This window comes from Parasediminibacterium paludis (assembly GCF_042651445.1).
GTDB lineage: Bacteria > Bacteroidota > Bacteroidia > Chitinophagales > Chitinophagaceae > Parasediminibacterium > Parasediminibacterium paludis.
Genome location: NZ_JBHSDC010000003.1, coordinates 400,202 through 421,343, shown reverse-complemented (window position 1 = coordinate 421,343; position 21,142 = coordinate 400,202). Strand labels below are relative to the sequence as shown.

Sequence of the window (21,142 nt, the reverse complement as noted above, 5' to 3'; positions counted from 1 at the left end):
GGAAAGCTTCAGGTGAAAGCCATATCCACAGCGGCGGAAGCTTTTCTGTGGTAGTAAAACCGTCCGCCGCATCGGCGGAAGCTTTTCTATGGTGGTAAAATCATGCGCCGCATCGGCGGAAGGTTTTACATAACTCATTGCTGAACACCGTAAAGGAATTTATATCGTAAAGAGATTTTTAATGACTGACTACACGCAATAACAAAATAGCTTGGTTCTAATTTGCATTGAAAGGATTTATATCTATTTTTAATAAACGATTACTTACATTATCATTACTTATTGACCATTTAAATGAAAGAATATCAATTTCAATATACAAAATTGTTAGATACCCTAATAGCAATACTACTGGTCATTTGAACATTTATTCTTCTGATGTATTTAGGATTATGGAATCACCAAAATTTGATTATCACTATTACGGTAAGTTTTGGGCTATCGTTTTTGTTATTTCAACTTATCAAAAGAATAGTCGTTAGAACTTGCTTTGCTAAATTGGACGACAGTTGCTTAATCTTTCAATTTGGAAATAAGACAATAACAATAGATTTCACTGAGTTGAATTCCTATAAACTTTACATTGGAAAAAACGGACCAGAATTACGTCTAAAATCTAATAAAGAGAATTTAACTATTTCTGCTAATGAAAACTTTTGTAAAACAGATGACTTCAAAGCTTTTTGCGACGAAGTAATCATTAAACTTAACAGATACAGAGCATCCAATAGCACTACACTAGTACAAGAAGGTTCAATATTTACCAAAAAAGGCATGTTGTATTTTTTGACCATCTCTACCACAATATATATAGGTGCATTTTATTTTGAACCGTATTCTTGGAGAGTTTCAAGTAGTATCGGAATTTTTTATTTCATAACTATGTGGACAGGATATTTTGTTGCAAATAATAAAAAGCGTAAGCAAAAATCTAGCTAACATAATTATTGTTTGATAACACCTACTTTAAAGTAGCATCCTTTTCGCCCTTTGTCCTCGTTGTCTCTTTACTCGAAACCTCTACTTTCATTATCCACAAAAAGACCTTAATTAATAGTGGGGTGCTATTGCCTTGCAGCTTAAATTTGCAACTACCCACATTGATAAGCAAAACAAACACACTATGGACAAAATTGCAGTAGCCAAAGGCGATGGTATAGGACCAGAAATTATGGATGCCGTACTAGGAATTTTTAATGCAGCAAAAGTGCCGCTTGAATACGAAGTGGTAGATATGGGCAAGTGGGTGTTTGACAAAGGCTATAGCAACGGTATGACAACCGAAGCGAAACAAACAATTGAAGACTTGAGCATTTTGTTTAAAGGCCCAATGGAAACGCCTAAGGGCAAGGGCGTAAAAAGCGTAAACGTTACGGCAAGAAAAACTTGGAACACCTACGCTAATAAACGTGAATTTCAAACCTTGCATGGTGTAGATACAGTGTTTTCTAAAGCCGGTATTCCAATTGATATTACGATAGTTCGTGAAAATATTGAAGATACCTATGGTGGTATTGAGCATTTATTAACGCATGATGTGGCGCTTGGTCGTAGGTTTATTACTCGCCCAGGTAGCTTGCAGGTAATTAAATATGCGTTTGAAATGGCTAAGAAAAAAGGCGCTCGTAGAATTACTTGCGGTCATAAGGCCAACATTATGAAACTAACCGATGGTTTGTTTTTAGAAGTGTTTTATGAGGTAGCCAAAGAATATCCAGAACTAAAAGCGGACGACGTTATTGTAGATGACTTGTGCATGAAATTGGTAACACGTCCAGATTTGTTTGATGTGGTGGTATTAACCAACTTGCAAGGCGATATTGTGAGCGACCTTTGTGCCGGCTTGGTGGGTGGTTTAGGTTTTGCGCCTTCGGCAAATATTGGCGACCACATTTCTATTTTTGAAGCGGTACACGGAACAGCACCAGATATTGCTGGCAAAAACATTGCCAATCCTACCTCATTATTACTAAGCGGCTTGGCCATGTTACGTCACTTAGGTTTGATGGAAACAAGTGCCATCATTGAAAATGCCTTGCTATACACATTAGAAAGTGGTATACACACGGGCGATTTTGGTGATAAAACGATTCCATCGGTAAATACTACTGAATTTGCCAATGCCATTATTGGCAATTTTGGTAAACAACCAAGTATCAATGCCAAACCAATTATCGCCAATAACTACAAAACACCTACGCATTTTGTACTCGATAACAACCCGATGCTAGAAAGTATAGAATCGATAAAAGAAGAAATTGTTGGTGTTGACTTTTTTGTAGAAAGTCATGTGCAGCCAAAAATAGTGGCTGAACTAGCGCTGAAACATACGCTGACATTATTTAAATTGACGACTGTAACCAATCGTGGTACACAGGTTTGGCCTACAGGTTCTATATTTACTAACTTGGTTAATACCTATATGTGCCGCTTTGAAAGTGCTGATGGCGAGCCATTAACCCAAGTAGATATTTTAGAATTGTACAAAAGAATGACCGCCGACTTTAAAGTATGCTCCATGGAACTGTTGAACAGAATAGGCGATAAAAAATTGTACAGCAGCGCACAAGGGCAGTAAAAAACTGCTGGTTCATAAAGTTGAAATAATGGGCAATGATATTTGCTCTTAATAATAAAGCCCTCACAATGGTGAGGGCTTTGTTTTTAGATGGTATCACCCTTTAGGATTGGGGCTAAATAGCAATACCTTCTATCTTAAACTTTAAAATACCGTTAGGGGCTTGTACTTCAGCAATTTCGCCAATGGCTTTACCGAGTAGGCCTTTACCAATAGGTGAAGATGCAGAAATTTTTCCTGCCTTTAAGTCAGCTTCTTTTTCGCCCACAATTTGGTAAGTAACTGTTTTTTTGGTAGACAAATTAGTAATAGTCGCTTTGGTCAAAATAGCTACTTTACTAATATCTATGGTATTGGGATCTACAATTTTAGCATTGGCAATTACGCCTTCTAGTTGTTTAATTCTTGCTTCAAGCATGCCTTGCGCTTCTTTAGCAGAATCATACTCAGCATTTTCTTTTAAATCGCCTTTTTCTCTTGCTTCTGCAATGGCTTTACTGGCTGCAGGTCTATCAATTGCTTTCATCCTTTGCAGCTCTTCCCTCATTTTATCAAAGGTTTCTTTCGTTACATATTCACTCATGATCTTTGTTTTAAGATGATACAAAAAAATACAACGCCACAGAATGACTGCGGCGTTGCACTAGTACAAATATAGAAAAAAGGCTAGAGTGCACAATATTTTTTTCTTTTCTAAAAAATATTTTTACAAAATATTAAACAATAGATGCTCCACACGCAGTAGAAAGCCATTGGGTGCGGTGCGCAATGCATTGCTGTAAATTTGGTGTCGATAACCGATATCTATTCTTGTTTGGCTATGAACTATCAATTGGAAAGATGGCGCTATATCTAAATAGCCTTTTGCATTACCTATCAACTGTTGTCCCAAAACTTCTACCATTACATTCAAATTGGTTTGATTGTAATTGGTATACGCTTTAGGCAACAAGAGTTTACCAAACGACAACGTATAATTAATTGCTTGATTGGCTTGGTTACTAGGAAATTTATTTGCACTGCCGTTGTTGAAGGCTTGCACATAACTTACAGATGATGATAACGCCACTTTATGCAATAATTGTGTAGCTATAAAACCCAACTGGTAACCACTGTTCTGTGCGTTAATGTCTAGTTCCTCTTGGTGAATATCACTATTATTGGTACTTAATCTACCAAAGGCCGCCATTCTAAAATGCGTATGTACATCATCTTGGCTATAAAAACGATATTTCGCATAAAGCCCCACACCCTCGTAACGCAGTGCTTTGTTACGATTACTTATAAAAGCCTCTGTATGAACCATTAGGTTTTTATTAATACCAAACATTACTTCTGGCAAAATATGGTAGTTGATAATGCCTTTTGATGCGTCTTTAAAAAAGCTTTGCGTAGCGCGTAGGCCAATGGTTTTTGTAGGCATATTGCTAGCAGGTTCCGTGTACACAAACAATTCTTGGGCAAAAACATGGGTTGTTGCTAGTAAAGCAATTATTAAAAAGTATTTTCTCATGTAGCTATTTTAAATGGTTACATGATATACCCTTGTACCTATTGCCCCATCCTTTTTAGCACAGCAACTTTCCATAGTGCCAGTTTGGTAGCATTTCATAGCTGTGTATTGGCCAAACTTTTTATACTCTTTTGCAGTAGCAAAATTCTTATCTACCACGGTCAAGGTTTTATTACCGTTTAAAGTTTGATTGGGTACGTTTAGAAAATGTAGCGTTTTGCCTTGTATAATGACATGTGCATCGTTTTGTACTTTTACATTATCAAAATTGGCGGTAACAGTAAGTTTAGCCACCGAAAAACCGGCACCTGTAACGGCGTTTTTTAAAGCATCAAAGTCTACAGACATGTTATTTTTAAAGGCGATATTGTAGGCCGAATTTTTAATATCACTATCTACTTTTTCTACAAACGGCACGGCTGATAAGGCTTTGTAAATAGCCTTTGAACACATGCTACAAGTAAGGCCACTTGCTTGTAGATAGGCTTGTTTAAATTGTGCTTGTGTGCTGATTGTATACAATAAAGCACAGGCGAATAGTATATATTTCATGTAATAAGAATTGTAAAAGTGAAAATTAAAAAAGTGGGAAACATATTTAAAATGCTTCCCTCTTTTAGACAATTATTTAATACAAGAAGAAGCTGTGTTGCTCACTAATTGGCTTTTTATTGCATTTAGCGTAATCCTTTTTGATTTTTGGTCTAAATCTTTATTTACTACGTTATTAGTAGGCTTGCAACAGCTTTTAGTACAAGCGCTTTTGCGACAGTCTTTAGCTAAATCTTTACAGTTGTTGCAAGAAGCACAGCTAGCCATGTCTTTACAGCAGTTATAGCTGTCAACTTTACTAGTTGGTTTAACCGCTGCTTTACGTTCGTATTGGCAACACTCGTCTAGCTTATCATAAGCTTCTTTTGTTGCTGTAGCGTCTTGTGTGTCGTAACCAGCGGCTGCAATTTTTGCTTGTATTTTTTTGCTATCTGTTTTACTAGCATCAAATTTTAGACTTAATATTTTGGTGTCTTTGTTCCAAACGGCTGCTGCTGCACCAGCTTCTTTAGCAGCGGTTTCTATGTGTTTCTTACACATACCACAATTTCCATATGCCTTTACGGTTGTTTCTTGGGCTTGTGCTACAGCAAATAAAGAAGTGCATACAAAAGCTATTACTAAGATGATATTTAGCGTTTTCATTATTATTATGTTTTAAAATTTACCACATAAACCCATAGTTATGGCTATGGCTACATGGTGAGAAAAAGATGATTAATAGATAATTGTTTCAGTGTAGATGCTTCGTAAACCCAGCATAAGCTACAACAATGAAAATAGAAATACTATTGCTGGTTACATGAATAACCACTAGGAAAAGTGGAGGGTATCAAATTAAGAAAACGCAATTGAGAATATATATTGGCTGGGAGCTAAGTATGGGTGGTGCATGTGTGCTATAAGTAACTTTTGTAGTATTTAAAGCTACCGCATGGTAAGTGTCAATGTAAGAATTGGGGATAATATGGTACGGACTAATAATACACACATCAGCTTGGCTCGCTTGATGATTATCGGTTAGTTTGTAAAGCTTGCTTTCTGTTTTGCAACAGCCTTTCGTTTCTTTTTTACCACAACCACACATGTTTGATGGCGTGATTTCGATATTTACTTTGCTCACTTTGCCCATGCAGTAATGTACATTCATAACAAAACCGCTGCTAATGCAGAAGTAGATAATGGCTATTATGAATGTAAGTAAGCGTTTCATTTATGGTGCAAAGGTATCAACGAAAAACACAACAAAAATATGTATTGTTATAATTTTAACGATTCGTGACAAGCATCATCTTAATTCACAAAATTCCACCAAATGCCCAATCTTGTCCAAAGACCTACACCGGGATATTGCTGCGCATTTAAATTATAATTGTCAAAACTACCTTTGGATATGTTTAGGGTATTTAAATTCTCAAGTCGAATAAAGCATTTGAAACTTTTAATTCGGAAGTTAAAAAATAAATTAATGTCTGGTAAATTACTTGTAGTAAAGCTATTTTGATAAAAAAACTGACCCGTAAATGGCGAATAATTATCTGCTTTATAGTTAGTATAATAGCGCACTTCAACACCTGTGGATAGAAACAAATTGGTATAAAAATTACCTTCAAAAGCCAAGCGATTTCTAGTAAGCAAGAAAGGTACATTTACAGGCGCGTTACCAGTAACTTGTTGAATATGTGCTTCGGTATAAAAATTAATATATCTCGATAGTTTAAACATTTTTTCGGCACCAATATGTAACACATTAAATAATGTAGCGTATTGATTTACAGTAAGAAAGCTATCGCTGTAAGCATAATTATTTACCAAATAGTAGTCGCCAGAAAGCCTAAAAGCAAGTTTAGGATTCTCGTATATACCAAAAATATGCGTATTGTTTTCTTTTTTAAAGGGCTGGTGACTTACAATGGGAAAACTAGTTAAAGCATCGTAAATAAAAGAAGTGGTACGGTTGGTATTTTGAAAACCTAATTGTAGTGTACCGATGGTTTTGCTTAGTTGTCGCCTAAAACTAATGTAAGCGGTATAATCACCAGCGTTTAAACCAGTTACATACAATTGTCCATTGGCTTCAATATCGTATACATTATTTTTACTACGATTGCGATATTCACCCAAAAGATAAATATTGTAAAATGTTTTGCGCACCACACTATCATTGCCAACAAGTTTTAGATTTTGCAACCCAGCGCCTACTTTGGCAAATTGGCTTTGGTTGTTTTTATCAGGAAATGTAATCAATGCCAATTCATTTTTCACATTGCTCCACTTTTCTTTAAAACTTATCGTATCAGGATAGGTGGGTATTGATGGCGCAGGAATAATAAAGTTGAAATATTTTTTATAACCTGTGTCAAACGCATAAACATCTTTATACAAATAGTCATTACTGCTTATTTGCAAAGTGTGTTGAATACGAAAACGCGGATAAAAAATTTGATACGTAACAGAGTCTGTAACCAAAGAATCTCGCTGACCAAAGTCGTACTGATGGCGGTATAAGAAAATACTTTCTTTATAGGTGTTACCCGTGTTTACAGTGGTATTAAATGGGTTGCGAGACGCTTGTGTTGCGTAACCTAAACGTGAAGGCACTTCGAAGGGATCGCCAAGTGATAAATTTTGTAATTTAGAAAGAGTATCTAATCCACCATTTTCAGAGACTGCATGCTTATTTGAAATCAAGATAAAAAAAGCTTCATAACGCTTATTATCACTGAGATAATGAGAGGTAACACGAATATTATTGTGACTAGCATTTTGCAGACGATATAATCCTGGGGCATTACTAAATCGATATTCAAATGAAAAGTTGAACTTGCTTTTTCTATTTTGCGTATGCACAAAATTGACCAACTGCTCTGCCTTGCTACCAAGCAAATAACCAAGTTCTGTATAAGGCCTTGTTGTCTGAAAAAATTTGGTATTTTCTATGGTAAACTTGTAAGTGTCAAATTGATGAAAACCTGCATCCCAACCTGGCTTTAAAATGGGGCTAAATAATAATGACTTAGAGGCAGAGCCTAGATTACCGATGGTATTATTAGTAAACGGTATGTGAAAACGTGTATAAAAGTTATTGATAGAAGAGTCTAATGTTTGGGTTCTTGTAGAATCGTAATAGCGGTAGTATATAGTGATAGAATCGGCAAATCTATCGCGGTGTTGCAGCGAATCTTGACCTTTTGTTTTTTTGGGTAATGGCCTACCTTGACTATCGTATTGTGTGTTATTGGTATTATTACCGTTATTATATTGAAAATTGGTTTGTGCAAATAGAATTTGCGCCGTACACAACAAGATGCCCAATACAATCAGTCTATTTCCTTTCAATAACATGCTGCAAAGTAACAAGAATGTGCGTAATAGAAAGCTATTGGCGTGTCAATAGTAAGCTGTGAGTAGTGAATGGTTAGTTAAATTAATTGTTCAATTAGTGACTAATAACACCTATAATTAAAACACATCTGCAAAGTAGCGTTTTTCTTTGCAAATAGATTTTACGCCTATCTTCAAGCCACAAAACTATCTCTACATGAAGCAATTGTTGTTAATCGGTCTATTAAGCTGTATATTATTTGCAAAAAGTCAAATATTACCTTTAAGAGAACAAGCCAAAGTAATAGACGAAGTATTGGCGGATAGGCTCAATCATTTACTACCCTCTCTAATGGAAAGCAATGGTATAGATATGTGGGTAATGATTACCAGAGAATACAATGAAGACCCTGTGGTAAAAACCATGTTGCCAGCTACTTGGTTAAATGCAAGACGCAGAACGATTTTGGTATTTTACAACAATCCAAAGCAGCAAATATTTAAGAAGCTAGCTGTGGCTAGATATGCTGTAGGCACTGAGATTGAAGCCGCTTGGGATATGAAAAAATACCCCGACCAATGGGATGCTTTAACAGCCATTATTAACGAATACAATCCAAGTAAAATAGCACTAAACATCTCTGATAATTTTGCCCATGCAGATGGTTTAGACCATTCTGAATATGCACAATTAACGTCTAAATTATCTGAAACTAACCGCGAAAAGATTGTATCATCAGAACCGCTTGCTGTGGCTTGGCTTGAAACTAGAACAGCGAGAGAAATGCAGTTTTACCCACAACTCATCAGCATTAGCAAACAAATTATAGCAGAAGGATTTAGCAATAAAGTGGTAACGCCAGGCATTACTACTTCTGAGGATTTGGTGTGGTGGTTTAGGCAAAAAATAAATGACCTTGGTTTAACCACTTGGTTTCATCCTTCGGTAGAAATTCAAAGAAATGATAGTACCACGTTTGATCATTTAAAGGCTTTTACCAATGCAGATGCTGAAAATATTATTCAGCAAGGAGATTTGTTGCATGTAGACTTTGGTATTACTTATTTGCGCCTTAATACAGATATACAAGAACACGCCTATGTATTAAAACCCAACGAAATAGATGCTCCTGCGTATTTAAAAACTGCTTTTGCCAAAGCCAATGCTTTACAAGACATTTTAACCAATCAATTTAAACTTGGTAAAACGGGTAATCAAATTTTAGCCGATGCGTTGGCTGAAGCCAAAAAACAAAACATTGTTGCAAGTATTTACACCCATCCTATTGGCTATCATGGTCATGCGGCCGGACCAACCATTGGCTTGTGGGACCAACAAAATGGTGTGCCAGGCAGTGGTGATTTCCCCATGCATTACAACACCTGCTACTCAATTGAATTAAACGCCGCTACTGATATTCCAGAATGGCATAAAACCATCAGAATAATGTTAGAACAAGATGGCTATTATGACCAACATGGTTTTAGATACATTAATGGCAGACAAACACAGTTCCATATTATTGGTGGCAAATAATTAATCAGTAATAGCTCTTCATAAAAAAACCGTCTAACTACCAAAGTATAGACGGTTTTTTTATTTGTACACTAATTATTTTCCTAGTTATCATCCCCTTTTTTCTGAACACTTTGCTTTACAAAAGCAGCTCTACTTGGTGCGGGAACTACATAATCTAGGCCTTTAATACCTTTCCAAAGCAAATTATTAAATACCAAATCAGGCACAGCATCTTCTTTGCGCCAATTGTATTTTTCACTTAAAGTAGTTAATGCATTAGCTTTTACATTTTTCTCATTGAGGTCTACATTTGATGCTTTAGCAATGTATGGTGTTGCATCTGCATTGGCTGTAAAGCAACGCCACATGGGCTCAGCGGCAGCATCGTATTGTGTCATAGGCGGCATGCCCAATATTAATTCCATCGTACGCAATACAGAAGATGTACTATACATCGTATGATCTACAAAATTTCTTTTTACGTAGGGGCCTACAACGTAGCAAGGGCTTCTGTGAGCATCCACATGATCTGGACCATTTTGCGCATCATCTTCTAAAATAAATACCACACTTTCTTTCCAGATAGGGCTTTTACTTAAGTATTCGATAAACATACCTACTGCTAAATCATTGTCTGCAACGTGTGCAAAAGGTGTTGGTCTACCTAAACGTACACCTTCAGTGTGGTCGTTACCAAAACGCACAGAATTGAATTGTGGCACTTGATTTATGGCTAATAAAGAATCAAAATCTTTTTGCCATTGGTAATATCTTGTGGTATCTCTTACATTCAAATCCCAGCCAGCATAGCTGCTACACACATGGTTTTTAAGTATCTCAATATTGGGCTTGGCATTATCGGCAAATTCTGCATAGGTTCTATAACTTACATTAGTACGCTTACAATTGTTCCAAATAAAACCACCCTTATTATTAGCAATTGCTCTATTGCCTTCTGCATCATAGCTACCGCCTCTACCGCCGTAACTGGTAGGCCATGTTTTTTCTAAGTAATCATCTGCCAAAGCCCCCAAACTCCAATTATGACCATCAGCACTTACCTCGGCATCCACATAAAAATTATCTAATAATACAAAATTATTGGCCAAAGCATGTTGATTAGGCGTGTATTTGTCACCAAACAATGTTAAACTTGTATCGCCGTTACCTGCTTTTATGTCTCCTAAAACTTGGTCATAAGTTCTATTCTCCTTGATGATGTAGAACACGTGTTTGATAGGCGATTTCTCACCTACTTTCATAGGTATCGGATTACCTACTTCACCTGTTGCATTGAGCTCTTTTGATTTGGTATAAGGTGTATTATCATAAACCGCCTTAGAGTAAATACTTAACTGCTGTGGTGTAGGCTCTGTAATCATGCTTAGGGTGCCTTTAAATAAACCACCTATATATTGAACTTCTTTAGGTTTATTGACATCACCTTGCTGATAATTAACCGATTGTCTTGGTCTGTAAGGCCCTGGCCCATAAGGGTTAGCCATAGATGTAAACCCTTTGCCATTACTCACAAAAATGGTGTTACCAACTACTTTTACGTTAGTAGGATACCAACCTGCTGGTATAAAGCCTTTTGACTTGCTTTCACCAGGTTTAGACAGATCAAATACCGCCAAGCAATTGTTATCTGCATTGGCCACATACAATGTTTTTTCATTACTGCTCAACGCTACACCGTTGCTAGTACTACCACTTGGCGCATTCGGATATAAGGCAGCATTTAAGGTTTCTATCACTTGTTTTTTTGCTACATCAATAACACTAACAGAATTATCATTGGCATTAGCGACATATAAAAACTTACCGTTTTTAGTCAAAAACATTTCATTAGGATTATCCCCTACTGCAATGCTTGTTGTAATAGCTTTAGAAGCTATATTGTAATACAATACTTTATCGCCACCCCAAAGGCTAATATAGAGTGTTTGTTTATCGGGCGATAGCAAGCAGGTATAAGCTTCTGCATCAAGCGATAAAGTATCAAACTGTTTGGTTTGCAAGTTAATACTATACAATTTTTTATCATCTCTTGTTACTACATACAAACGATTGGCTGCATCGTCTAAAGCCAAGCCAGATGGCGCTATTTTATTTGGCCACTTTTTACCTAAAGCAATAGAATCTTTTAGTATTAATTTCTTGTTCTCAATGGCATATTTCAGTATCCAATTATCATTGCCACCAGCTGCGTATAAGAATTGTTCATCATCGCTAAAAGCTAAGCCATACCAAGATTTTGCAATAACAACACTATCTAATTCTACTTGCTTGTTTATGTCTATCAATTGAATGCTTTGCACACTTTGACCATTATTGGTTATGGCCATCAGTTTCTTGCTTTTGCTTACCACCATATTTAATGGTAAATCGCCCAATGGTAAGCTACTACCCACTGGGGTAAGCGACCAACCATTTGGTAATTTTATTCTATGATCGTTTAGTTCTTGAAGTGATTGTGCTTGTGTGCTTAGCGTGAATAGCACGCAACAGCTAAAAAAAATCCATTTCATTGTTACAAAGGTTTGCGTAAAAGTACTTATTGGGAAGAACTAAGCCTGTATTATATTTTGATGAATTTTTAAAGGGCATTAAATTACTTAAGGCTTTAGTATTGCTGCAAGGCTTCTTGGTAAGCTGCTTTTAATTCATCAATCAATGCCCGTGGTTGCAGCACTTTTACTTGTGCGCCTAGCGACAATAATTCCATAACAAAATCGTGCGTTATATGTAGCGTTAGCTGTATCTGCAATTCCTCGTCATTATCTATTAGAATTTGCTGTGTGTGATGTAGTGGCAATGTTTTAATGTATTTGCCTTGATAGGCATCTAAAGATAACACAATAGTTTGCGGTGTTGCATCATCGGGGCTAATAATACCAAAGCTATATTGGTAATGTGCTGTAATATCAAAATTTGGTGTAGATGTAAAGGGTTTATTGGTAAATGATAATTGTGTAAGGCGATCTAATGCAAAACTTTTTACAATGCCGTCACCCATGTTTTTAGCTAGTAAATACCAGCGATTTTTAAACTCTTTTAGGGCATAAGGTTCAACTGTTCTTTTAGTGGGTTTGTCTTCCCAAAACTTCTGGTAGTAAAACTGTATTTGCACTTTGGTTTTAATGGCGTGCAATAAGCCAAATAAGTTATCTGTGCCTTGCGGTTGGCGGTTATCTAAATAGATATAAGGTGCAGCATCATTTGCAAGGCTTAGTGCATTAATGATTTCAAACTCTTCAATCAGGCGCTGTGCGTGTTTATTTTCTTGTTGTGTTTTATTAATATAGTAGCCTTTGTCTTTAGTAGAATAGTCAATTTGTACCCCAAATAAGTTGTAAATTTCTCTACAATCTCGCTGAAACGTGCGTTTAGAAAATGCCAATTCTATAGCTTCATCCATTAGCTGCATTTGCTGAAACTGACGGCTTAAATAGCTTTCCAACTCTTCAAAACTGCAATAAGGTTTGGCTTGTAGCTTTTTGAGGATAAGTAAGTAGCGAGATATGAAAGCGCGTTTAGACACGGTGAATAATTTATGATTGGGGATTTATGATGTGTGATACTGTGGCATATAAAACTTTGGCTAAAGCCAATAACTTACTCGATTATAACCCAAGGCTTAAGCCTTGGGTTAGTAAAAAACTTTGGGTGGCTTTAGCCAAAGAATTATAGCTTAAATGATTACTGTAATTGTTTCTTCTTCAAATATAAATTAAAAAGTTCCCCACAAGCAATTGCATCACTTAATGCATCGTGGTGGTTTAATCCAATATTATATTGACTGCAAAGTGCATCAAGCTTATTCTTATAAATCTTATAAGTACAATAGCCTACAAAGTTTGGTAAGGGCAATTCGTAATATTCCAATGTTTGCTTTAAGCAGTTGAAATCAAATGTAAAACCACAATGTGCTACTACCTGCTGTTGTGCAATAAATGGTTCTATTTGCAACCATAGCTTATCAAAAGTGGGTGCCTTAGCAGTTTGTGAAGGTGTAATGCCGTGTATATCTACCATTTTATCCCAATAGATATTATGAGGCGGTTGCACAAGAAAATTTACTTTCTCTGTTATTTTACCATCTACAAAACGAACTAACCCTACTTGACAAATGCTAGACCGCTTACCATTGGCTGTTTCAAAATCAATAGCCGTAAATGTGTTATTAATGGCTTCTTCCATAATTGAAATTTAGAATACATTGGTATTATTTGCTAATTTTTACGACATCTATAAACATGCTACTATTAGCTCTTGCTGCTTTAATATCTACACCATATATCCGCTGAAAAGCATCTATGACTTCTTTACCTTCATTAGCAGATAATGGGTGAAAGTTCATAGAAGAAAATTCTACTTGCATACCTGGTTCTAGTCTTACGTTGTTCATGTGTACCACACGTTTAACAGTTGCTCTAAAAAGTGCCATAATTAGTTTGTTTTAAATTGTTTAGAACTCAAAACTACCTGCCCGCTCAGCCAAACTATGACGCACTAAAATTTATTTTGAAGAAATAAAAAAGCCCAACTTTTTTATAGGCTGGACTTTGTTATTTTAAAAAAAATATGTACGGATGTTAAAAAGTTCTCCATTAATCCTAACTATCATTAACAGTAGATTATATTGAACTGCTTTCAAAAGGATTGTTGTCTTTTAAAATATCTAAGAATTTTCTTTTATAACATTCTGCTTCATCATACAAACTCTGAAAAAATGAATTGCGACTATTCTCGGTATTATACAAATTAAATAGCAAATCATCATCAAATTGTTCAGTTTTTTTATTACCTATTTCTTTATAAGCTTTTAGAGTAATCCAAACATGTTTATTTACGTCCAATTTTTTATCTACATTTTTTATCGCCTCATAAAAAGTTGAGAATTTAGGTGATCTTATATCATAATCTGTTCCATCTTTATGATAAGCTCGAAATCCAAAGAAATAATACTCGCCATCATCTTCTTGTATTAATTTGATATAACAGTCTCTGTTTTTTGATTCGTAAATAATTTCTTCTTTTTTAAACTCGCTTCTAATAAAAGCAGCCATTTCTGTTTTAATATTTTCAAATGATTCTTTTATAGTTTTTGCGGTTCTAAATTTTTCCAAATCTTCAATAAGTAATGTTTTAATTTCTTCTTTCATCTTATGGTTTGTTGATTGGTTAGTTAATTTATCTAATAGAAAAATATATTGTTTGATTGTTTCTCTTAATATTGGTAAATCTACAGCTTCTATTTTGCATGCTTCAAGCCACGAAATAATGTCACTTTTATATGAAATAATATCAAAGTCTACACCAGCAATTAAAACGTTTTTTCCATCTTCTATTGAACTTTGACTTGGTTTAGTACCATGCAAATTCAAGTAAATCAATTTAAAGCCCTTTGGATATTCTCTTTTAGCATGATTAAAATATCTTACAAGCTGCTTTTCTTGGTCTGATGCATAGATTTTATTTTCTATAATTACACCATGCCCCAAATTGTCTTCAATAATAATATCAATTCTGCCACCTTCGTTGTAATCTTCTGAAATACCACCAATAACTCTTTCTTTTTCGTCAACCCTTGCAGTTGCAATATCAAGTTCTTTATAATCGATTCTTTCTAAGAAAAGTTTTAGCATAGTATCTCTTAAACCGTGCTTTCCTTTTGGGTTTAGCAACGCTTTTAAAAAGGCTGAATGTGTTCTCGTTTCATTGGCTTCTAAGTTTAGTATCTCAAAAACATTAAAACCTTCGCCAGTCTGAACCATGATATCTTCATACTTACCACTAATAACCTTTATTTCATCAAGTAGTAATTCAATTGTCTCCATATAGTTTTATTTTTTTGTAAATATAATAATCTTACCTATTCACTCCAAACCCTATACGTTGCCTTTCATTGGTTTGCTGAAAAGTCATATCATGTTGATATAGATATCTTTTAACGTAGTTAAATTTAATCATTACTGCTAAATATCTAATATTCGTTGTGTTTCTTTAATCAGCCATAAATAGCGGTTTTGAATACTTTCAGCATTCCAAACTTTATAATCTTCTATAACTTTTTTTGTTATCTCAAACGATGTTTTACCGTCTATTCCTTTTCCGCTATTACCCGTGTACACATCTATTTTAGCCATATAGTTGCTATTACTTGCTTGTATATTTTTTGTACCTGATAATAGTGTTAAATTACCCAAGCTATTTAAAAGTGGTTTTGCGGTTGTTTCTGAAAAAGTATCTGACCAATTCAAATCTTTTTTATTCCATTCTTTTGGTAAAATATGTTCAGTATGCAAGTCTCTAGATATTGGAATAAAATCTCTAGCATCTTGCTGGTAATATTCAATTGATAATAATAAAGGTTTGTGCCAATTTGTCCAATAGGCATTTTCGTTGCTTAAAAAGCCTAAATAATTATCATATTTGTTCAAGTTGTCGGTAATTAGCGCTTTAATTTCTTCTATATTACTTTTTTGCTTTACTTTTTTTAAAATATTGAATGATGTTTGTTTTATTCTATTGGATGTTCCATTAGCAATCCAACTCTGATAATAGTATTTGGTAATTAAGGATTTTAATACATCATAATTCGGATAATCAACTTGTTTTGCTGTTGCTAAAATTGATTTCCAATAAATAGATTGTCGCAAATACTTTAACATGGAAATATCTTTATCCTTGTTATTAGCATTTATTTCAAGAATATAGGTTGCAAACTTTTCAATATCTAAAATTATTTCTTGCGGATTTTTGTCTTTAAACTGTTCTTTAAGTTCATCCTGTAAAGCTTTTCTTGGGTTGTCACTTTTTAGGTAGTACAGATAAAAGTTAAAAACTCCTTGTAGATTTTCCCCTGACAACTTACAAGTATTTTCAATTCTCTTCCAAACTTCTGTAAAATTGTTTCTTCTATCTTCATCAAGATTCTGAAGCAAGTAAGCTTTAATAATGTCTGCTGGCGTTAAATCAAGCCCTCTGTCATTTAAAACGGTAAATAATTTTATTGCAAAACCTTCGTCAAAACATACAATTCTTATGATAGTGGTTTTGTCAAAAAGGTAATCGATAAAATCGCTGAAGTTATTAATGTAGTCTTCTTGGTTTTTATCTTGTGCTTTTTGTATTAGTTCTCTAAAATATAAAGCAGTTTGAAGAAAGCGGTTGTCAAATAATTCTGTTTTAGTTGCGTTAAAATTAATCCCTCTTAAAACTGTTTCTTCAAAGAGCGCTTGATTATTTAAATGTGTTGTTAGTTTTAATCGTTCTTTATCTTCTACTAAATCCTTAATGCTATTTAAAATACTATTTTTCTTTACAAGGTCAAGGTTTAAATCTCTAAGTGTACAAAAAAGAATCGTTAAGGTGGTTAGCCTTTGTTGCCCGTCTACTACTTCGTAATGGTTACCTTTCTTAACCACCACTACCGAACCAAGAAAATAATTAGGGTCTAGCGTTTCATCATCTTTATGATTTTTATAAGCATCTAGAACATCATACCAAAGTTGCTCAACTCTTTCTTTATCCCAAGAGTATGGTCTTTGGTAAACAGGCATTCTATAAAAAGCATCACTATCGCCAAAAATTTGTCTAATGGTTTTATTATCGGGTTTGAAAACATCTTCCATATAGTATTATTTTTTTGTAAATATATCAATCTCACCTATTCACACCAAACCCTATACGTTGCCTTTCATTGGTTTGCTGAAAAGCCATATCATGTTGATTATAGATATCTGTTAACGTAGTTGGTTGTGTGATAGTAGTGGTATATCTCAACTTGTTTGATAGTTGCTGTGCCTTGTCTACAGCCAATTCTTTAAACTCATATTTGGCAATTAATCGCCCTTTACGCATTAATGCACTGTCAATTTTAGAGATATCAGTATTAAAAGAACAGATGACTTGCACGTTTAAACAATCTGCCAATAATCCATCAGAAATATTCAATAATGTAGATACTGGTGAATAGCCGTCACGTTCTCTATCTACAATTATTTTTTCTGCATCTTCAATAACTAATACGCAATTAGGGTTTTTAATTAATACTGCCAGTAGTTGTGGGTTAGTAATACTCGCCGCAATATCGGGCGGTAAAAAGATAACCGGCTTTTTTAAAGTTGCAATAAGGTAGCGTATGTAGGATGTTTTGCCCGTGCCAGGCTTACCATGTAGTAATACTAGTCCTTTATCATTTTTCTTTGAGAGGCGTTTTACAATAATTTGATGTATGGGTTCAAAGTCATCATTGTAATTGTCTTTAAGGCTTAGTTTATTTTTGGTTATTCTTAATGCTTTTGTACTAAGCCCTTCACCATCATTAATCAATAGCCATACTTTAGGTGCCCGTTTATTATTTGTTTTTTTAAACTTCTTAATACCATTGACAATAGTAGAAACTTTTTGAGCATCGGTTTTTTTAAATAAAAATTTTACAATCGAGCAATTAATATCAAAATATACAATTAAGTCATCATGCAAGATGTAATACACTTCACAATATTCAGCTTTGGTACTAGCATTAAAATAGGTTTTGTAAAAATGAGTATCTATAATGCTATCTTGATATTGCCTAATAAACCAATGATGTGCTTTCGCAGCATTAATATTTACTTCATCGCAATAATTAGGAACAGCATTAAAGTAAGTAATAAATAATGCAAATGAATTAATGTAATTACTTTCAGGGTTTAACAATACTTGCCCCAAGCTTGTATAATTAGCCATTGGTTCAAATGGCGCTTTTAACCCTCTAATTTCTTCTGCTTCGATTTCTATAGCCATTTGTCTTTGTTATTTTGTTTCTTCTCTAGTATTACGGGTAATTAATAATTGTTTAATTCTGGCACTAATACTCCATGTAATCATTTCTTCATACCGATCAAATTCCATTCTGCTAATACAGCCTTTTAATTCCTCTACTGCGTATTCGTATAATTCTGTAAACGTGCATTTGCTGTGAGTGTTTAGTTGTTGGTGTATTAGAATTAATTTCTCAATCATGTCTCTCTCTATCGAAACTAATTTTTCCATCGCAGTAGCATCACCAGCTTTTGCTTGAACAAAAAGAGCAAAACGTTCTTCAGTATTCACTGTAAGGCGAGGCATTTCGTCAAAAGGATTTAATTGCATGTCTTCCATTTTTCTATTTTAATTGATTAATAAATAGGAGTATTTTTTTATTTTAGATTAAAAATATTGTAAAATATTATTCTAAATTATGAACTGATAATCTATCTCCAAGTCTATCCACACGCAATCAATGGCAAGTACATCTTGCCACTATAATTCATGGCATGAAATCATATGCAGTGCATAGAATAACAGAAATACTCATTACCTAGCGGATGTTCTAGTGGCAATTCATTCCAATTGTCTGTATAAAATTCTGTATCAGTGTTATAGTTAAATAATGATAATGGTGCTTCATAAATCGGATTACCATCTTCTTTAAAGCCATGCTTTTGTTACAAGCTTTATTACTAGTAAATACCCCCAAGCGACAGTCATAATTAAAGTCGTCAATGATTGTATTGTTTTTCAGTTTTTGTAGAGATTTAGTAAGCTCGTCTGCAAATATTTTAATTCTAGCTTCTTCCTGTTTTAGTTTGGCATTTAGGCTTCTAATCTTAAGTATATCATTCTTTGAAAACTTAAAACTATCATTGTTCTTTACCATTGTTTAAGCTTTTGATTGTAATAGTTGTACTTCTCCTTTCAATCACCAAAACTAAAATGCCCCTACGCCAAACTATGACGTACCAAATAAGCATATTTGCCGCATGACTTCTTTTCGCCTAGCTTGTCGCTTTGCATGTCTGTATTTCCTATCCAAACACATTGTCTAACCTATCCGTTTGAAGTACTTCTTTTTTAGATTGTTGCTGTGCATCATAATACCATTTTACCAAGCTAATATTACCCGCTTCAATTTCAATACAGGTAATATCGCCATCACTAAAGCAACAGCAGCCGCTATTAAAATACCTTGGTTGGTAGTTTGTAAAATCTGGCATTGGCTTTTTCAAATCGGCAACTGTACTAATCTCACTTTCAAGGCTAGTTGCTTTAACTGTATCATGAATTTTTTTTACTTCGGCTAATTGTTTGTACAGCCATTCTATATGGGTTAACGATGCAAAAACGGGCTGATGTGTATGACCTGTAATTAACACAGTATTGGGTGCATTCAGCGTCCATTGGTACATCATGGTGTTGTGTACGGTTTTTAAGGTATCGTTGTTTGAGGGTGTATTTAAATTGATATGTAGATACGCCTGTAGCGGTGCCCAAATGTTGGATACAAACCATTTACTAAACCAATTACCATCGCTTTGTACATCACCTTGATGACCATGTGTTAAAAAGATACTGGCTTGCTTGCCTTTAACCGTTGTTTGCAAAACCAAGCCTTCGTAAATAGTAACCGATTGCTGATAAATACTCTGTAACTGTAAGGCTGCCAATGGATCGTTATCCCAATACAAGTCGTGGTTACCAAATATTTTAACAAAACGATTGGCTTGCAAAAACAAAGCTTCTTTGGCAAAAGTGGCCGTATTGTGCGCTTTTACTTGCTGAATAGAATTTTCCCACAATTCTTCACTATCGCCTAGGTTAATATAAAAATAGCCTTGCTGATAGTAGTGGTCTAGTGCAGCTAAATAATTGGCTTCTGCAGTTGCAAAATCATCTGAATCATCTCTCGCACCCTTGTGTTGATCGGATAAAATAATAAACTTATGACTGTCATCAAATGGTATCAATAAGCCTTTTTTACTTGGCTGCGCCAATAGTTGTTGAAACAAAGAAGTAAGCTGTGCAAACACTCTTTTTTGTACAGGTCTACCATCATATTTGTGCGCTAGCCTTATTACCATAGGTCCTAATATTTGTTGCAGCCATTTACGCATATGCGGTAAGTTGTTGTTGTATCTCAAACCTAGTTAAAACTATTGGTACCTTTTAAAACCTATCAAGTGGTAAACACTTAATATACTTCCATAAAAAAAAACCACTCATAAAGTGGGTTTTAGAATTTACTATCGTGTTATTAAAAACGACGGTGAGACTGTTGGTACATGTCACGATCATTGTAACGTCTGTCGTTATCATATCTTCTGTCATCACGTCTATCATCACGATCAAAACGATTATAGTCATTATGGAAAGTAGTTGCATAACGACCATCGTTGTAGTGGTCATTGTAACCATTACGGTTATCATAACCATAACGTTCTGCACTGCGTTGATTATTCACAAATCGATTATCCGTACGTCTATCGGCATCGCCATAATTATGATTGGTAATCACCGCTTGTTGTCTGTTATTGCCTCTTTGATTATAAGTATAGTTTTGAGCAGAAACAGTACCTACTGTAGCCATAGCTACTACCATTAATAAAGTAAAAGTTTTCATGATTGTAATTTTTAATTGTTTGTTTAATACTAGTAACATTGCGAATTGGATGCCATAAGTAAAAAACAATTGTGAAATATCTGTTAATCAAAAAAAGCAATCTTCTTCATCTATTGCAAGCTGATATCCGCTTGATAGGCTTACAAATTTTGCAGTTCGCAAATGCATCGGCAAGAGCTTTACCAATCAACTTATACGACTACCTTAGTGTATATTCATAAAATT

General features: G+C 34.7%; 19 protein-coding genes. 2 read left to right on the top strand and 17 right to left on the bottom strand.

Annotated elements, in window-relative coordinates:
* Positions 1-578: 578 nt before the first annotated feature.
* Positions 579-776, bottom strand: a complete 198-nt coding sequence (locus tag ACFOW1_RS05485; RefSeq protein WP_379012737.1) for a hypothetical protein — start codon at positions 774-776, stop codon at positions 579-581.
* Positions 777-1,123: 347 nt separating this feature from the next.
* Between ACFOW1_RS05485 and ACFOW1_RS05480 the strand changes: the two genes are divergently transcribed.
* Positions 1,124-2,578 (top strand): isocitrate/isopropylmalate family dehydrogenase, encoded by a 1,455-nt coding sequence (locus tag ACFOW1_RS05480; protein WP_379012735.1) that lies wholly within the window; start codon positions 1,124-1,126, stop codon positions 2,576-2,578.
* A gap of 115 nt (positions 2,579-2,693) precedes the next feature.
* Here the strand turns inward: ACFOW1_RS05480 and greA are convergent, their stop codons facing one another.
* From greA to ACFOW1_RS05450, 6 genes are all read right to left on the bottom strand, one after another.
* Positions 2,694-3,161, bottom strand: a complete 468-nt coding sequence (greA, locus tag ACFOW1_RS05475) for a transcription elongation factor GreA (RefSeq protein WP_379012734.1) — start codon at positions 3,159-3,161, stop codon at positions 2,694-2,696.
* Positions 3,162-3,284: 123 nt separating this feature from the next.
* Entirely contained in the window at positions 3,285-4,091 is an 807-nt protein-coding gene (locus ACFOW1_RS05470; protein ID WP_379012732.1) for a hypothetical protein, read from the bottom strand.
* A gap of 9 nt (positions 4,092-4,100) precedes the next feature.
* Positions 4,101-4,643 (bottom strand): heavy-metal-associated domain-containing protein, encoded by a 543-nt coding sequence (locus ACFOW1_RS05465; RefSeq protein ID WP_379012731.1) that lies wholly within the window; start codon positions 4,641-4,643, stop codon positions 4,101-4,103.
* Positions 4,644-4,715: 72 nt separating this feature from the next.
* Positions 4,716-5,288, bottom strand: a complete 573-nt coding sequence (locus ACFOW1_RS05460) for a heavy-metal-associated domain-containing protein (protein WP_379012730.1) — start codon at positions 5,286-5,288, stop codon at positions 4,716-4,718.
* A 187-nt stretch (positions 5,289-5,475) separates the two neighbouring features.
* Positions 5,476-5,856, bottom strand: coding sequence for an HYC_CC_PP family protein (locus tag ACFOW1_RS05455; protein ID WP_379012729.1), 381 nt, complete (start codon positions 5,854-5,856; stop codon positions 5,476-5,478).
* Positions 5,857-5,936: 80 nt separating this feature from the next.
* Positions 5,937-7,988, bottom strand: a complete 2,052-nt coding sequence (locus tag ACFOW1_RS05450) for a putative porin (RefSeq protein WP_379012727.1) — start codon at positions 7,986-7,988, stop codon at positions 5,937-5,939.
* Positions 7,989-8,184: 196 nt separating this feature from the next.
* On the opposite strand from ACFOW1_RS05450, the gene ACFOW1_RS05445 reads away from it, so the two are divergent.
* Positions 8,185-9,504: a M24 family metallopeptidase gene (locus ACFOW1_RS05445; RefSeq protein ID WP_379012726.1), complete on the top strand. Its 1,320-nt coding sequence runs from the start codon at positions 8,185-8,187 to the stop codon at positions 9,502-9,504.
* 83 nt (positions 9,505-9,587) lie between these two features.
* Here the strand turns inward: ACFOW1_RS05445 and ACFOW1_RS05440 are convergent, their stop codons facing one another.
* The 10 genes from ACFOW1_RS05440 to ACFOW1_RS05395 form a co-directional block, all read right to left on the bottom strand.
* On the bottom strand, positions 9,588-12,017 hold the full coding sequence (locus ACFOW1_RS05440) for a bifunctional YncE family protein/alkaline phosphatase family protein (RefSeq protein WP_379012725.1): 2,430 nt from the start codon (positions 12,015-12,017) through the stop codon (positions 9,588-9,590).
* A gap of 95 nt (positions 12,018-12,112) precedes the next feature.
* Positions 12,113-13,030: a helix-turn-helix transcriptional regulator gene (locus tag ACFOW1_RS05435; RefSeq protein WP_379012724.1), complete on the bottom strand. Its 918-nt coding sequence runs from the start codon at positions 13,028-13,030 to the stop codon at positions 12,113-12,115.
* 158 nt (positions 13,031-13,188) lie between these two features.
* On the bottom strand, positions 13,189-13,689 hold the full coding sequence (locus tag ACFOW1_RS05430) for a 3'-5' exonuclease (RefSeq protein WP_379012722.1): 501 nt from the start codon (positions 13,687-13,689) through the stop codon (positions 13,189-13,191).
* Between the two features lie 25 nt (positions 13,690-13,714).
* Positions 13,715-13,936 carry a DUF6140 family protein gene (locus ACFOW1_RS05425; RefSeq protein ID WP_379012721.1) on the bottom strand — a complete coding sequence of 74 codons (222 nt, stop codon included), beginning with the start codon at positions 13,934-13,936 and terminating at the stop codon, positions 13,715-13,717.
* Between the two features lie 190 nt (positions 13,937-14,126).
* The gene (locus ACFOW1_RS05420; protein WP_379012719.1) at positions 14,127-15,329 is read right to left on the bottom strand and encodes a PDDEXK-like family protein; all 1,203 of its coding nucleotides are present in this window, start codon (positions 15,327-15,329) and stop codon (positions 14,127-14,129) included.
* A gap of 138 nt (positions 15,330-15,467) precedes the next feature.
* A complete protein-coding gene (locus ACFOW1_RS05415) occupies positions 15,468-17,126 on the bottom strand; it encodes a DUF262 domain-containing protein (RefSeq protein WP_379012718.1) in 1,659 nt (552 codons plus the stop codon).
* Between the two features lie 31 nt (positions 17,127-17,157).
* Positions 17,158-18,282, bottom strand: coding sequence for an AAA family ATPase (locus tag ACFOW1_RS05410; protein ID WP_379012716.1), 1,125 nt, complete (start codon positions 18,280-18,282; stop codon positions 17,158-17,160).
* A gap of 9 nt (positions 18,283-18,291) precedes the next feature.
* Positions 18,292-18,639 (bottom strand): hypothetical protein, encoded by a 348-nt coding sequence (locus tag ACFOW1_RS05405; protein ID WP_379012715.1) that lies wholly within the window; start codon positions 18,637-18,639, stop codon positions 18,292-18,294.
* Positions 18,640-19,325: 686 nt separating this feature from the next.
* Positions 19,326-20,411: a metallophosphoesterase gene (locus tag ACFOW1_RS05400; protein ID WP_379012714.1), complete on the bottom strand. Its 1,086-nt coding sequence runs from the start codon at positions 20,409-20,411 to the stop codon at positions 19,326-19,328.
* A gap of 140 nt (positions 20,412-20,551) precedes the next feature.
* On the bottom strand, positions 20,552-20,917 hold the full coding sequence (locus tag ACFOW1_RS05395) for a hypothetical protein (RefSeq protein WP_379012713.1): 366 nt from the start codon (positions 20,915-20,917) through the stop codon (positions 20,552-20,554).
* Between the last annotated feature and the right edge of the window lie 225 nt (positions 20,918-21,142).